The following is a 12,593-nucleotide window of genomic DNA, read 5'->3' as shown; positions in this document are numbered from 1 at the left end:
CGGGGTACTAGGCTTTCGAACATGCGTATCGCCAGGTTCTCCACCGACGACGGCATGTCCTTCGGTGTGGTGGAGGAGAACACCGTCGCCGCCATCGCGGCCCACCCGTTCGGGGAGCCGACGTTCACCGGGCAGCGCCTCCCGCTCGCCGACGTCCGGCTGCTCGCGCCGATCCTGCCCAGCAAGATCATCGCGATCGGGAAGAACTACGCCGACCACGTCCGCGAGATGGGCGGGGACGCGCCGCCCGCCGAACCGGTGATCTTCTCCAAGCCGTCCACCGCCGTGATCGGCCCGGGCGAGGCGATCACGTACCCGGAGAAGCTGTCCGAGCGCGTCGACCACGAGGGCGAGCTCGCCGTCGTCATCGGCCGCATGTGCCGCGAGGTGCCCGCGTCCCGCGCCGCCGAGGTCATCCTCGGCTACACCTGCGCCAACGACGTCACCGCCCGCGACCTGCAGCAGAAGGACGGGCAGTGGACGCGGGCCAAGGGCTTCGACACGTTCTGCCCGATCGGCCCCTGGATCGAGACCGAGGCCGACCCCGCCGACCTGGCGATCACCACGTCCGTCAACGGCGAGGTCCGCCAGGACGCCCGGACGTCTCAGCTGCTGCACGATGTCCCGGCCCTCGTCGAGTACGTCAGCCAGGTCATGACGCTCCTGCCCGGCGACGTCATCCTCACCGGCACCCCCGCCGGCGTCGGCCCGATGCAGATCGGGGACGAGGTGACCGTCACCATCGAAGGCATCGGGAGCCTCACCAACCGAGTCGTCTCCCGCGACTGAGCCATGGCGTTCGGCGGCTTCACCGACGAGGCGTTCTCCTTCTACGAGGGCTTGCAGGGCGACAACAGCAAGCCCTACTGGACGTCCCACAAAGAGACCTACGAGCGCCATGTGCGCGAACCGCTGACCGAGCTGTGCGCCGAGCTCGAAGACGAGTTCGGCGCGGTCAAGCTCTTCCGGCCCTACCGGGACGTCCGCTTCAGCAAGGACAAGACGCCCTACAAGACGCACCAGGGCGGGCACACCGCCGAAGGGTTCTACATCCAGATCGACGCCGACGGCCTGATGGTCGCCGGCGGGATGTACGCGCCCACCCCGGACCAGCTCCGCCGCTACCGCGAGGCCGTCGCGTCCGACACCTTCGGCGGCGAGCTCCAGTCCATCGTGGACGACCTCCGCGCCGCCGGCATGGAGATCGCCGGCGACCGGCTCAAGACCCGCCCCCGCGGCACGCCCCCCGACCACCCGCGCCTCGAACTCCTGCGGCACCGCTCCCTGTACGCCCACACGGGCTGGCCCGCCGACCCGTGGGCGGCGGACCCCGACGAGGTGCGCACGCGCGTACGGACGTCCTGGCGGCGCCTGCGCCCCCTCGTCGACTGGGGGCGGGAGCACATCGGGCCGCCCGACTTCACCCGCTGAGACCCGCACCGCCAATCGTTTTGGCGGTTCTCCCAAGACCCTGTATTCTCATCGAGGCGCGAGCGACCAGCCGGAAACGGAACGGAAGCTCGTACCTCACTGGGGTATGGTGTAATCGGCAGCACGAGTGATTCTGGTTCACTTAGTCTAGGTTCGAGTCCTGGTACCCCAGCTGCGTCCGTCCTGCAGGCGGACACACGCCCCCGTCGTCTAGTGGCCTAGGACGCCGCCCTCTCAAGGCGGTAACGGCGGTTCGAATCCGCTCGGGGGTACTTGCCTACGGCTGCTCATCGGCCTTTGGCCGATTTCGCTGCCTTCTGGTGTTTCCCAGGGGGGCGACCCCCTGGAACCCCCGATGTTCGGGCTTCGCCCTCACGGTGGCTGGGGCGTACTCGGGGGATCATTTTCTGCGACGTCCAAGAGCGTTCCTGTGCGAACGTGTATGGGCTTCTTGCTTGCTCCTCATCCCCTGACAGTTGATGGGACTCGTCGGTGTGCTCGCTGCTCGCCTGTTAGGCGAACGTGCCGAGCGTCTAGATCATGGGGGTGCCGTCGGTGCTGGGGTCGGGTGGGGGCTTCTGTGTGGTCTACGTGTGTGACCTACATGTGGGGGCTGCGGGGGGAAATCTGGTCGAGGCGGGGGGCTGCGTCCGGTAGGCTGGGCGAGGCCCGGGCGGGAGATCGCGCCGGGTGAAAAGTCCGGCCCCCGTCGTCTAGTGGCCTAGGACGCCGCCCTCTCAAGGCGGTAACGGCGGTTCGAATCCGCTCGGGGGTACATGTGGAACCGCAGGGGAACCTGCGGTTTTTTTCTTTTTGCGAGGCTGCCCGTGGGAAGGGCGGCTGCCGGGCGATCACCACCGGGCATGCGTGGGTAGGGGCGTGTCCATGAGCAGCACTATGCGGGCCGTGCAGGTCATCGGGTACGGCGAGGATCTGCGGATGGCCGAGGTGCCCGTCCCCGTGGCGGACGGGCCGTTCGACGTCGTGGTGAGGATCGGCGGGGCCGGGGTGTGCCGGACGGACCTGCACATCCTCGAAGGGCAGTGGGCCGAGAAGTCCGGGGTGGAACTGCCGTACACGATCGGGCACGAGAACGCCGGGTGGGTGCACGCCGTCGGGCCGGCGGTCACGAACGTCGCCGAGGGCGACAAGGTGATCCTGCATCCGATCGTCACCTGCGGGCTGTGCCGGGCCTGCCGGTCGGGCGACGACGTGCACTGCACCGACAGCAGGTTCCCCGGCATCGACTCCGACGGCGGATACGCCGACTATCTGAAGACGTCCGCGCGCAGCGTGGTGAAGCTGGACGAGTCGCTGGAGCCGGCGGACGTCGCGGCGTTCGCCGACGCGGGCCTCACCGCCTACCACGCGGCGGCGAAGGCGGCGCGGCGGCTCACACCGCACGACCGGTGCGTGCTGATCGGGGCCGGTGGCCTCGGGCACATCGGCGTCCAGGTGCTCAAGGCGATCAGCCCCGCCGAGCTGATCGTGGTGGACCGCGAACCGGACGCGGTGCGGCTCGCGACCGAGATCGGCGCCGACCACGGGATCGTCGCGGACGGCGACCACGTCGAACGGGTCCTCGACCTCACCGGCGGCGGCGCCGAGGTCGTCCTCGACTTCGTCGGCGAGGGCGGCACGACCGCCGAGGGGCTGCGGATGCTGCGGGAGGCGGGCGACTACCACGTGGTCGGCTACGGCGAGAACATCGACGTCCCGACGATCGACATCATCTCCGCCGAGATCAACATCATCGGGAACCTCGTCGGCTCCTACAACGACCTGTGCGACCTGATGGCGCTCGCGGCCCGCGGCGCCGTCACGCTGCACACGCGCAAGTACGCGCTAAACGACTTCCAGTCCGCGGTCGGCGACCTGGACGCCGGACGGGTGCGGGGCCGCGCGATCCTCACGCCGTGAGGGCGGAGACGGCGGTGCGCGGGCATGCCGCGTCCGTGCGGTGGGGGGCGTACCTGCTCCCCGTCGCGATCATGGTGCTGGTCACCGTGGACGTGCTCCTCGACGGCCCGCTCAGGCGGCTCGACTGGACCGCCCACGAGTTCTTCGACGCGCACGTCCGGGACGGCCTGCTCACGGCCGTCCACCTCGCCACGAAGTTCGGCCAGCGCGGCGACCTGGTCCTGCTCATCCTTCCGCTGTCCGTCATCGCCTGCGTCCGGACGCGGTCGCCCCGGCCCCTCCTGGCGAGCGCGGTGATCGTGGTCGGCCTGTCGCTGCTGCAGAACGGCCTGAAGGCGGTGATCCCGCGGACCTACCCCTACAGCGGCATGGACGTGCTGTTCGCCCAGGGGAACGCCTATCCGTCCGGCCACACCCTCAACGCGTTCGTGCTCATCTGGCTCATCCTGGAACTGCTGGTGGTCGCGTTCCCCGCCGTCCGGCTGCCCGCGCACCGCCGCCGCGGCATCGCGCTCGCGACCGGCGGCGTCACGGCGGTGGCGCTGACCGTGGCGGACGAGCACTGGTTCACCGACGTGCTGTTCAGCCTCGCCCTGGGCCCGGTCCTGCTGTCACTGCTGACCCGGTGGCGCCCGATCAGGTGAGGTAGGAGAGCCCGATGCCGAAGAGGCTCACCACGAATCCGACCAGTCCCGCCGCGGACCACAGGGCGGCCTTCTTGCGGGCGCGGGCTCGGACGGCCTGGCGCGCGTAGTTACCTCGTACAGTCCTAACCCGGCCGGCCAGATGACCGTGGAGAGGCCGGTGGTGATCCGACCATGGTGGCGGAGGGACGCGAGGTCCCTCCGCCTTTTTGCGTGGTCAGTGGTGTGCCGGCTCCTTTGGGTGGGCTTGTGCGGCCGGGTGGGGGGTGCGGCGGGCGGGCCACCAGAAGCGGGGGCCCGCGTCGAGGGCCAGGGCGGGGACGATGACCGAGCGGACGAAGAAGGTGTCCAGGAGGACGCCGAGGGAGACCAGGACGCCTATCTGCACCATCATCGTGACCGGCATGGCGGCGAGGACGCCGAACGTGGCCGCGAGGACGAGCCCGGCGCTGGAGATGACGCCGCCGGTGACGCCCAGGCCGCGCAGGACGCCGGTCCGGTGGCCGGCGCGCGCCGTCTCCTCGCGGACGCGGGAGACGAGGAACAGGTTGTAGTCCACGCCCAGGGCGACCATGAACAGGAAGCCCATGAGCGCGACCTGGATGTCGAGGGCGGGGAAGCCGAACACGTGCCTGAACAGCAGCCAGGAGGCGCCGAGGGCGGCGAAGTAGGACCCGACGACCGTCGCGACCACCAGGATCGGGGCGACGAGCGCGCGGAGCAGGGCGATGAGGACGAGCAGCACGACGGCCAGGACGAGCGGGATCACCACTGTGCGGTCGTGGGCCTGGGCGTCGGCCAGGTCGATCTCGGCGGCGGTGCTCGCCCCGAACAGCGCGTCGGGGACGGCCGCGCGGAGGTCGCGGACGGTCCGCTTCGCCGCCGCGCTGTCGGGCGGCGCGGTGAGGACGACCTCGAACCTGGCCAGGCGGCCGTCCGAGGAGGTCTGCGGCGTTCCCACGCGGGCGACGCCGGGGGCGTCCCGGAGCGCGGCGGTGACGGCGTCCGGCTTCTCGGTGACCACCTGGAGCGGGCGGCCCTGGCCGCCCGGGTAGTGCTGGGCGAGCAGCTTCTCGCCGACGGTGGAGCTGGGCGTGCTCGTCAGGAAGTGGGCGCGGTCCAAGCCGGTGCTGATGCCGAGGCAGGCGGCGGCGAGCGCGCCGAGGACGGCCAGGCCGCCGACCCAGACGAGGCGGGGCCGGGCCGCGATGCGGTGGCCGATGCGGTCCCAGGCGCCGCGGCCGGACGGGGTGTCGCCGTAGCGGGGGATGCGCGGCCAGAACACCCAGCGGCCGAGGACCACGAGGAGCGCGGGCAGCAGCGACATGACGACCAGCAGGCCGCCGGCGACGCCGATGGCGCCGACCGGGCCGAGCGCGTAGTTGAAGCCCATGCGGGCGGCGAGCAGGCAGAGCAGGCCGAGCGAGACCGTCGCGGCGGACGCGGCGATGGGCGCGGCGGCGCGGCGCAGCGCGGCCCGCATCGCGTCGTGCCGGTCGGGGTGGCGGCGGAGCTCCTCGCGGTAGCGGGCGAGGAGGAGCAGCGCGTAGTCGGTCGAGACGCCGAACACGAGGGCATTGAGGATCGTGGACGTCCCGTCCGCGACGTAGAGGCCGGCGCGCCTGCCGAGCAGGTAGACGACCGCGCCGGTCACCTGGAGGGCGATCGCCGCGTTCACGATCGGCAGCAGCCACAGGACCGGGCTGCGGTAGGTGAGCAGCAGCACGACGGCGACCAGCGCGACCGTGGCGACCAGGACGGGCTTGTCGACCTTCTCGAAGGCGTCGCCGACGTCGAGGGCGGCGCCCGCCGGGCCGGCCAGGCGCACGTCCAGGCCGGGCGGGGCGTTGGAGAAGGCCCGGTCGCGGAGCCGCTCGGCCCGGTCGGTGAGGGCGTCGTCGTCCTTCAGCGGCACGGTGAGCATCAGCGCCCTGCCGTCGGCGGACGGGACGGCCCGCCCGATCGGCCCGGCGGCGAGCGGGGCGAGGGCGGTCCGGTCGGCCTCGGCCTTCGCGCGGTCGGCCGGGGTGATGCCCGCCTGCCGGACGTAGGCGATGACGCCCGGCGCGAGTTCGCCGCCGGGGAAGCGGGAGACGAGCTCCTCGACCCGCGTGGACTGGGCGCCGCGCGGCAGTTCGGCCGACGAGTTCGCCTGGACGACGTCCGAGAGGCGGCCCGCGAGGGGCGTCGCGAGGATCGTGACCACGACCCAGGTCAGCAGGACCGCCCATTTGAGGAGGCGGCGTTTGCGTGAGAGCAGCATGAGGTGCTCTCCTTTCCGGTGGGGGTTCGCGTTGCGCGGAACACGCCGTTCGGCGTGGTGATGCGGGCTTCCGCCCGTCCGGGCCGGCGAGGGGCAACTCGGCGGCCCGGGCTCTAGACCTCCGGGAACGCCAGGAACCTGGCGTGGAGGGTGCGCGCGCCGGGCGGCGGGTCGTCGTCGGCGCGCTTGTAGCGGTAGAGGAGCGCGATGTACTCCTCGAAGAAGGGGCGCACCTGGTCGGGCGTCAGCGTGACGGTGCCGAACGAGTACAGCAGCGCGTCCGCCCAGGGGCCGAGGCCGTCGCGTTCGCGCAGGTAGCGGTCGAGCATGTCGAGTTCGTTCGCGAACTCCAGCCGGGTCGCCTCCGCCACGGCCGCCCGCATCTCCGGCGACTGCTCGCGGTGGGGCGGCAGCCGCCGGTCGGCGGGCACCGCCCGCCACCAGCGCTCCCGCCCGCGCGCCAGCTCGGGGACCTCCTCGACGAACCCGTGCTTGGCGAACTGCCGCAGGTGGTAGCTCGTCGACCCGGTGCTCTCGCCGAGCTCGCGGGAGAGGGTGGTGGACGAGGCGGGGCCGCGCCGCAGCACCTCGGCGATCCGCCGCCGCAGCGGGTGCGCGAGAAGCCGCACCTGCGCCGGGTCGGTGATCACCTCGGGGGCCGGTTGCTCCTTCATGGCGCCGACGCTAGGAGTTGCAAAGGCCCTTTGCAACGGGTCTCGGCAAAGTTCGCCGGCGGGGCGGGGCGGGTTCCGACCTGAGGGGGAGCCGCCGCCTCCCTCTCCGGTCCCGGCCGGCGGGACGGCGCGTGTCCTTGGCTGACGAGCATTGATGTGGTCAACTAAAATCACTGACATGGGGAGGGGCATGATGCGCGAGCACGCGGACGGGGTCTCGCCGGGGGCGTCGCTGGCCGAGAAGGTCGAGTGGCTGATCCGGAACCTGTGGCCGGCGGACGCCGCGCCGCCGCGCAACAACGTGGAGACGGCCGCCGCCATCGCGAGCGCCACCGGCGAGGACATCTCGTCCACGACCGTGTGGAAGCTGCGCACCGGGCGGCAGGAGAACCCGCAGCTGAGGACGCTGACCGCGCTCGCCACGTTCTTCGGCGTGCCGATCGGCTACTTCGGGTTCGCCGGCGAGTCCGCGCCGATCGGCGACGACCTCACGATCCAGGCGCTGCGGCGGGACGTGGAGCAGGGCATCATCCGGCCTGAGGTGCTGCGCGCCCTCGTCGACCTGTCCCCGCGGGCCCGCTGGGTCGTGGACGAGATGATCCTCGCCGCCGCCGCGGCCGACCGCGACCGCAACGCCTAGCCGCGCTCGGGCCTAGCGCGACACGTACGCCAGGACGGCCAGCACCCGCCGGTGCCGGTCCCCGTCGTCGGCGATGCCGAGCTTCTGGAAGACGGCCCGCATATGGGTCTCGACGGTCCGCTCGGCGAGGTGGAGCCGCGCGGCGACGGCCGCGTTGGTGTGGCCCTCGGCGACCAGGGCCAGGACGTCGTGCTCGCGTCCGGTCAGGGCCGCCAGGGAGCCCCGGCCGCCGGGGGAGAGCAGCGCGCCGACGACCTCGGGGTCGAGCGCCGACCCGCCGCCGGCGACGCGCTCCAGCGCGTCCAGGAAGTCGTCGACGCGCAGCACCCGGTCCTTGAGCAGGTAGCCGAACCCGCCGGACGCCACCAGCGGGACCGAGTGCCGCGTCTCCACGTGCTGCGACAGCAGCACCATCGGCAGGTCCGGCACCGCCGCGCGCAGCCGCCGGGCGGCGCGGGCGCCGTCGTCGGTCATCGTCGGCGGCATGCGCACGTCGATGACGGCGAGGTCCGGGCGGGCGGCGGCGACCGCCGCCTCCAGCGCGTCCGCGTCGCCGACGGCGGCGACGACGTCGTGCCCCGCCTCGGCCAGCAGCCGGACGAGCCCCTCCCGGAACAGCACCGAGTCATCGGCCACCACGATCCGCATGCGGGATCCTCACCTCCACCACCGTGCCGCCGCCGGGCGGACTGGACACCGTCAGCTTCCCGCCGGCGGACGCCACCCGGTCCCGGACGGAGGTGAACCCGCCGCGTGCTTGAGCGCGTTCGCGTACGCCTCGGACACGACGAAGTACGCGGTCGTCGCCGCGACCTCCCCGGCCCGCAGCTCCGCGGGCACGGACAGCCGCACCGGGACGGGGCTCGCCGCGACCAGCGCGCGCAGCGCGGCGGCGAGGCCGTCGTCGAGCCGGGCGGGGCGGACGCCGTGCGCCAGCCGCCGCAGCTCGGCGACGGTCGACTCGAGGGTCTCCACGACGGCGTCGACGTCCCGGTGCTCCGGCGTCCCGGCCGGGAGGCGGCGCTGGAGGGAGCGCAGCCGCATGCCGGCCGCGACGATGTGCTGCTGCGCGCCGTCGTGCAGGTCGCGTTCGAGCTGGCGGCGCTCCTCGGCGGAGGCCGACAGCAGCCGGGCGCGGCTCGTCCGCACCTCCTCCAGCGCGGCCCGCAGCTCCAGCCGCAGCCGCGTCACCTCGATCGGGAGGCGCGCCTCCACCGCCGCGTGCCGGGCGCGGCGCAGCCTGCGGGCCGACGCGGCGCCGAGGACGAGCACGCCGACCTCGACCTCGCCGGTGCGCAGCGGGACCCGCGCCCGCCCCGGCTCCGGGACGGCCGGCGCGCCGGACCGGTCGGCGTACTCGCCGGACGCCCCGTGCGGGAGCCGGACGAGCAGCCGCAGCCCCGGATCGTCGAGGACGTCCCGGAGCACCGTCTCGACCGACTCCGGCTGCGCCGTCCCGTCCCGCACCTCCCGCACGAACCGGCGCAGCCGGGCGTCCAGGACGAACCGCTCCCGGTCCACCAGGCGCCCGACCCGGTCGTTGACCTGCCGGTGCAGCGGGACGAGCACCAGCGCGGCGGCGAACGCGGCGCCGCTCACCCCGAGCCGGCCGTCCGCGCCGAGCAGCCCGCCGGCCGCGTAGCCGACGCACGCGAACACCCCGGCGGAGACCAGCGAGGTGAGCAGCCAGGCGAGGGAGGAGCCGAGCAGCCGGTCCACGTCGAACAGGTCGTGGCGCAGCACGGCGACGGCGACGGCGGCGGGCACCGCGACCAGCATCGCCAGCAGGAAACCGGAGTAGGCGACGTCGGGCGGCGCGTCCCACCAGGTCTGCGCCGCCCAGCCGCACGCCAGCAGCACCGGGACCGAGCCCGCGCCCAGCACCAGCCAGCGCAGCTGCAGGCGGGTCGTCTCGCCGCCCCCGCGGTAGCGGGGGCGGCGAGACGACGACGACCGCGCACAGACAGGCGAGCAGCGCCCCGAACGCGGCCAGCGTGGCGGGCACCTCGAACGGGCCGTCCCGGAGGGACAGGGCCGTCCAGGACACGGCGGCGTTCACCGCGACGCCGGTCGCCGCGGCCGTCCAGGCGACCGCGCGCCACCGCCGGCCGGGCGGCAGGCCGGACGGGAACACCAGGCACAGCGCGGCGAACCCGGCGAGGTTCCACACCCACGCGCCGAGCTTCACGGCGTAGAGCGCGTGCGCGCCCGGCAGGGGACGCGACGTCAGATCGGTCTCGCCCCACAGCTCGACCGCGAACACGGCGGCGGGCGCGGCGCCGACCCAGGCGAGGGCCGCGCCCACCTGCCCGTCCGGCACCCGCCATCCGACCAGGCAGCCGAACAGCACGGGGATCGCGAGGACGGCGAGCGTCGCCACCAGCACCGGGGCCGGGTCGCCCTGCCCCGGCCGCGCGGACAGCACGGCCTGTACCGCCGCGCCCGCCGCGAACACGCCCGCGGGCAGCGCCATTCGGGGACGCAACGCGAGGCCGGGGCGGATGCGCATCCCGCCATCATGCAGCTCCGGCGGACCCGTGCACATCCGTGCCACCACGTGCGTTTTCTTCAGCGCTGCCCTGGATGTGCGGTGCGCGCCGGCCGGGCGACGCTGTGCGGCATGGAACTCGTCCTCATGCTGCTGCTGCCCCTCCCGCTGGGCTACCTCGTCCGGGACCGGGTGGCCGCCTACCTCTCCTACGTCGCCGTCCACTCGTTCGCGTTCACGTTCCAGACCATGACGCTGACCCGGGCGTGGGTCGGCGGCGACACCCGGGCCTTCGTGAAGGATCCCGACGCGGTCCCGTGGAGCTACGCGGCGGTCAACGTCGCGATCTACGGGGTCGGTATCGGCCTGGTCACCCTCGGTGCCCGGCTGCGCCGCCGCCGCGCGGCCCGGCCGGAGGGGGTGGACATCTCGGGGTGAGGCGATGTTTCGCGGCCCTTCCGATCAGGTAGAGGCGGACTAGTCGGTCCACCCGTACCCCGGAGGGGCAATGCCGCCGTACGCCGTCGCCCTCTCGGTGGTCGGCCTCGTCCTGGCGCTCGTCGCGGGCGTGTACGCGGTCTCGTTCGCGCTGGCGCCGCGCGGGTTCGAGAGCGGACCGTTCCTGTCGGGGGCGCGCCCGGCCGAGCACGCGCTGTCCCGCTACCACGTGCGCTGGTACACGGTGTCGATGGTCTTCCTGGCCTTCGACATGGAGATGGTCTTCATGTACCCGTGGGCGCTCGTCGTCGCGTCGGTGGGCGTGAAGGCGGTCGTGGAGATGTTCGCGTTCCTGGCCCTGCTGCTGGTCGGCGTCCTCTACGCGTGGCGGGAGGGGGCGCTGCGGTGGGCGTGACGGGAGACCCGCGCCCGTTCGTCGTGGCGGCGGCGGACGGCACCGCGGACCGGCTCGCCGTCGAGGCCGAGCTGCGGCGGCGCCGGTGGCGGCCCGCGCTCGCCCCCGCCGAGACGGGCACGCTCGTCGTCTGCGGCCGTCCCGGACCGGCGCTGGCCGAGGCCATCGAGACCGTCTGGCGGGACATGCCGGAGCCGAGGCGGCGCGGGCTGGACGGCCCGGCCGGGGGCGGGGAGCGCGCTCCACTGGAGTCCGGTGCGGAGATGGCCGACCGGGCCGACGACCGGGACGGGCTGCGGCTGGACGTCCTGCACGTGCCGCTCGGGCCGGTGCTGCCCTACTGGCCCGCCGGGCTCCGCGTCGACCTGACGTTGCAGGGGGACGTCGTCCAGGCCGCGGACGCCATCGCCGTCGACCGGGCGGACGCGACCTTCTGGACGGACGACCGGCGCGTCGCGGCCCGCCTCGACAGCCTCTCGCGGTTCCTGCGCGTCGCCGGCTGGGACGCGGCGGCGGAACGGGCCGCCGCGCTGCGGGACGAGGCCCTGACCGGCGTCGTCCCGTCCGAGCGGTTGGCGCCGTTCACCCGCAGGATCCGGCGCTCCCTTGTGTTGCGGTGGATGACGCGGGGCGCCGGCGGTGTGCGGGAGCGGGTCGAGGGGTGGCTCAGGGAGATCGAAGGCGCGGACGCGCCGCGGCCGATGCCGGCGGGGGAGGCGCTCGACGCGCTGCCGGCGCTGCTGGAGGGGGCCGAGCTGGGCGAGGCACGGCTGATCGTGGCGAGCCTCGACCCCGATCTGGGGACGCTCGCCGATGGTTGAGGTGGTCGTCATCGGTGCGCTGGCGGTCGCGGCGGCGACGCTGAGCGGGGCGCTCGCCGGACGTCCCGCCGCGCCGTTCCAGGAGGCGGTGCGGCTGCTGACCGTGCAGCGGCGCGCCACCCACCGCGCCGACCGGCTGCTGACCGCGGTCGGGGTGGTGTCGCTGCCGGTGGCGGCGGCGCTCGCGGCGCTGGTGGTGCCGTTCGGCGACCGGGTGGCCGTCGGGTCGAGCGTCGGCGTCGTCTGGTTCAACGCGATGGAGGTTGTCGCCTGGGCCTCGGTGTGGCTCGCCGGATGGGGCGTCAACTCGGCGTACGCGCTGGTCGGCGGGTACCGGTTCCTCGCGCAGGGCCTCGCCTACGAGCTGCCGCACATGTTCGCGCTCATCACCGCCGCGCTGGGCGCCCACTCGCTGGACCTGCGGGTCATCGCGGCGGCGCAGCACGGGCTGTGGTTCGCGGTCTGGATGCCGGTCGCGTTCGCCGTCTACCTGCTCTCGGCGCTGGCGATGGCGTTCTGGGGGCCGCTGGGGCATCCGTTGGGCGGCGACCTCGCCGGAGGCGCGATGGCGGAGCTGTCCGGCCCCGACCGGCTCGTGTTCCTGGCCGGCCGGTACGGGCTGCTCGCGGTGGCGGCGGCCGCCGCCGTCCCGCTGTTCCTCGGCGGCGGCGCGGGCCCGCTGCTGCCCGGGTGGCTGTGGTCACTGGTGAAGGCGTGCGCCGTCCTCGCCCTGCTGGTGTGGACGCGCGGCAGGGTGCCCGTGCTGCGCATGGACCGGGCCATGGCGGCGGCGTGGACCGTGCTGATCCCCGCCGTGCTGCTGCAGATGCTGGTCGTCGCGATCGTCGTCGTCTGAGAG

The 12,593-nt window shown here is 73.7% G+C and carries 14 protein-coding genes and 3 tRNA genes; 13 read left to right on the top strand and 4 right to left on the bottom strand.

Features of this window, described 5'->3' with window-relative positions; translation table 11 throughout:
* Positions 1–21 precede the first annotated feature (21 nt).
* From ACGFI1_RS05085 to ACGFI1_RS05055, 7 genes are all read left to right on the top strand, one after another.
* Positions 22–789 carry a fumarylacetoacetate hydrolase family protein gene (locus ACGFI1_RS05085; RefSeq protein WP_138642349.1) on the top strand — a complete coding sequence of 256 codons (768 nt, stop codon included), beginning with the start codon at positions 22–24 and terminating at the stop codon, positions 787–789.
* Between the two features lie 3 nt (positions 790–792).
* Positions 793–1,431: a DUF2461 domain-containing protein gene (locus ACGFI1_RS05080; protein ID WP_392783015.1), complete on the top strand. Its 639-nt coding sequence runs from the start codon at positions 793–795 to the stop codon at positions 1,429–1,431.
* 100 nt (positions 1,432–1,531) lie between these two features.
* Positions 1,532–1,603 (top strand) — tRNA-Gln (locus tag ACGFI1_RS05075).
* A 27-nt stretch (positions 1,604–1,630) separates the two neighbouring features.
* Positions 1,631–1,703, top strand: a tRNA-Glu gene (locus tag ACGFI1_RS05070).
* A 430-nt stretch (positions 1,704–2,133) separates the two neighbouring features.
* Positions 2,134–2,206: transfer RNA gene (locus tag ACGFI1_RS05065), tRNA-Glu, on the top strand.
* Positions 2,207–2,316: 110 nt separating this feature from the next.
* Positions 2,317–3,351, top strand: coding sequence for an NAD(P)-dependent alcohol dehydrogenase (locus tag ACGFI1_RS05060; RefSeq protein ID WP_449201603.1), 1,035 nt, complete (start codon positions 2,317–2,319; stop codon positions 3,349–3,351).
* Positions 3,348–3,995, top strand: a complete 648-nt coding sequence (locus ACGFI1_RS05055; RefSeq protein ID WP_392783011.1) for a phosphatase PAP2 family protein — start codon at positions 3,348–3,350, stop codon at positions 3,993–3,995. Before ACGFI1_RS05060 ends, ACGFI1_RS05055 begins: the two co-directional genes overlap by 4 nt.
* A 217-nt stretch (positions 3,996–4,212) precedes the next feature.
* Here the strand turns inward: ACGFI1_RS05055 and ACGFI1_RS05050 are convergent, their stop codons facing one another.
* Together ACGFI1_RS05050 and ACGFI1_RS05045 are read right to left on the bottom strand one after the other, a co-directional pair.
* Positions 4,213–6,258, bottom strand: a complete 2,046-nt coding sequence (locus ACGFI1_RS05050) for an MMPL family transporter (RefSeq protein ID WP_392783008.1) — start codon at positions 6,256–6,258, stop codon at positions 4,213–4,215.
* 113 nt (positions 6,259–6,371) lie between these two features.
* Entirely contained in the window at positions 6,372–6,932 is a 561-nt protein-coding gene (locus tag ACGFI1_RS05045) for an ArsR/SmtB family transcription factor (RefSeq protein WP_392783004.1), read from the bottom strand.
* A 178-nt stretch (positions 6,933–7,110) separates the two neighbouring features.
* Here ACGFI1_RS05045 and ACGFI1_RS05040 point away from each other — a divergent pair, with 178 nt between their 5' ends.
* On the top strand, positions 7,111–7,572 hold the full coding sequence (locus tag ACGFI1_RS05040; protein ID WP_392783002.1) for a hypothetical protein: 462 nt from the start codon (positions 7,111–7,113) through the stop codon (positions 7,570–7,572).
* Positions 7,573–7,584: 12 nt separating this feature from the next.
* On the opposite strand, the gene ACGFI1_RS05035 is transcribed toward ACGFI1_RS05040, so the two are convergent.
* Complete coding sequence (locus ACGFI1_RS05035; RefSeq protein ID WP_301176787.1) at positions 7,585–8,220, bottom strand: response regulator transcription factor; 636 nt, start codon at positions 8,218–8,220, stop codon at positions 7,585–7,587.
* 51 nt (positions 8,221–8,271) lie between these two features.
* Positions 8,272–9,456 (bottom strand): ATP-binding protein, encoded by a 1,185-nt coding sequence (locus tag ACGFI1_RS05030; protein ID WP_392782999.1) that lies wholly within the window; start codon positions 9,454–9,456, stop codon positions 8,272–8,274.
* 110 nt (positions 9,457–9,566) lie between these two features.
* Between ACGFI1_RS05030 and ACGFI1_RS05025 the strand changes: the two genes are divergently transcribed.
* The 5 genes from ACGFI1_RS05025 to ACGFI1_RS05005 all read left to right on the top strand — a co-directional run bounded on the left by ACGFI1_RS05025 (position 9,567) and on the right by ACGFI1_RS05005 (position 12,590).
* Positions 9,567–9,767 carry a hypothetical protein gene (locus ACGFI1_RS05025; protein WP_392782996.1) on the top strand — a complete coding sequence of 67 codons (201 nt, stop codon included), beginning with the start codon at positions 9,567–9,569 and terminating at the stop codon, positions 9,765–9,767.
* Positions 9,768–10,192: 425 nt separating this feature from the next.
* Positions 10,193–10,498, top strand: a complete 306-nt coding sequence (locus tag ACGFI1_RS05020; RefSeq protein WP_392782993.1) for a hypothetical protein — start codon at positions 10,193–10,195, stop codon at positions 10,496–10,498.
* Between the two features lie 70 nt (positions 10,499–10,568).
* A complete protein-coding gene (locus tag ACGFI1_RS05015) occupies positions 10,569–10,913 on the top strand; it encodes an NADH-quinone oxidoreductase subunit A (RefSeq protein WP_392782990.1) in 345 nt (114 codons plus the stop codon).
* On the top strand, positions 10,904–11,734 hold the full coding sequence (locus ACGFI1_RS05010; RefSeq protein ID WP_392782987.1) for a hypothetical protein: 831 nt from the start codon (positions 10,904–10,906) through the stop codon (positions 11,732–11,734). The genes ACGFI1_RS05015 and ACGFI1_RS05010 overlap by 10 nt, the downstream gene beginning before the upstream one ends.
* Positions 11,727–12,590 (top strand): NADH-quinone oxidoreductase subunit H, encoded by an 864-nt coding sequence (locus ACGFI1_RS05005; RefSeq protein ID WP_392782984.1) that lies wholly within the window; start codon positions 11,727–11,729, stop codon positions 12,588–12,590. Before ACGFI1_RS05010 ends, ACGFI1_RS05005 begins: the two co-directional genes overlap by 8 nt.
* The last annotated feature ends 3 nt before the right edge of the window (positions 12,591–12,593 follow it).

The sequence above is a fragment of the Actinomadura geliboluensis genome (assembly GCF_043197915.1).
Classification (GTDB): domain Bacteria; phylum Actinomycetota; class Actinomycetes; order Streptosporangiales; family Streptosporangiaceae; genus Spirillospora; species Spirillospora geliboluensis.
Note: the sequence above shows the minus strand (reverse complement) of the source record. Positions and strands in the feature narration are given on the sequence as shown.